This is a genomic window from Pseudomonas sp. 51_B (assembly GCF_017491595.1).
GTDB classification, from domain to species: Bacteria; Pseudomonadota; Gammaproteobacteria; order Pseudomonadales; family Pseudomonadaceae; genus Aquipseudomonas; species Aquipseudomonas promysalinigenes.
In genome coordinates, this window is the sequence record NZ_JAFGYW010000286.1 from 1 (window position 1) to 480 (window position 480).

A 480-nucleotide genomic window follows, 5' to 3' on the forward strand; every position below is an offset into this window, starting at 1 on the left:
ATCGGACGGTCGATGAAGAATTTTGACATGGGTTACTCCCCTTTGCCGCCGGCGGCTTTGTCAGCTGCCTGTGCGGGGGCCGGGTTCTTGGTGCCGACGTTAGTCGCCTCGGTCGCTTTGACCTCGACGCCCGGTTTGACGTACTGCAGCCCTTCGGTGATCAGACGATCGCCGGCTTTCAGGCCGTCTTCGATCAGCCACTGGCTGCCGACGGTGCGGCTGGCCTTGAGCTGACGCAGCTCGACCTTGTTGTCGGCGCCGACGACCAGTGCGGTCGGGGTGCCTTTGAGGTCGCGGGTCACGCCTTGTTGCGGCGCGAGGATCGCTGCGCTGTTGACGCCGGCTTGCAGCTGGGCGTGAACGAACATGCCTGGCAGCAGGGTGTGATCGGGGTTGGGGAACACTGCGCGCAAGGTTACCGAGCCGGTGGTCTGGTCAACCGAGACTTCGGAGAATTCCAGCTTGCCGTCGAGCTTGTAC

Annotated in this window: 1 pseudogene; it reads right to left on the reverse strand. The window is 63.5% G+C overall.

Annotated elements, in window-relative coordinates:
- Window positions 1-32: 32 nt before the first annotated feature.
- Window positions 33-480 (reverse strand): annotated as a pseudogene (emhA, locus tag J5M56_RS24860) (efflux RND transporter periplasmic adaptor subunit EmhA); the annotation flags it as partial.